The following is a 536-nucleotide window of genomic DNA, read 5'->3' on the forward strand; positions in this document are numbered from 1 at the left end:
TAACTGACTTCCACTATTTGAAATATATTTTCCAGAGTTGAAATCATAAAAATATTTTTCGTTTCCGACTTTAATATGAATGTTCACTTTACCAGAACCCCCTCTTTCAACATCAAGCGATATGTTTTTGTTGCCTTTTATTTGAACATCACCATTGTTTAAAATTCTCTTATTTGAAAAGCCGTTATTTTTATTTGAAATTTTAACATCATTGTCATCATCATCTGGCGGTAATGGTGCTGGCGATGAAGTTTGAACATTGCCACCTTGCTGTTCTGCTGTCTGTGTATTTTCTTGCTGATTTGAAGCATTTTTGATTATATCATACGAAAAATCATACTCAGATGAATTTTCTACAAATTTATCCCCAATCTTTTTAGCACCGTACGCACCACTAAGGGCAACTGAGACTGCTCCTATTTCTACTAAAAATTCTAATACAGCTGGCGCAATAGGTAAAACAGCTGCTGGGATAAAACTTCCTTTTAGTGCTTCTTGCTCTTTATTATATTCATTGATTGCCTTTACTATTTCAT

General features: G+C 33.6%; 1 protein-coding gene. It reads right to left on the reverse strand.

Features of this window, described 5'->3' with window-relative positions; translation table 11 throughout:
* Nucleotides 1-536, reverse strand: a 536-nt coding sequence (locus CYP84_RS10825; protein ID WP_180996405.1) for a hypothetical protein, incomplete at both ends; no start/stop codon positions are given.

Origin of the sequence: Campylobacter concisus (genome assembly GCF_002912425.1) — a bacterium.
Taxonomy (GTDB): Bacteria; Campylobacterota; Campylobacteria; order Campylobacterales; family Campylobacteraceae; genus Campylobacter_A; species Campylobacter_A concisus_AH.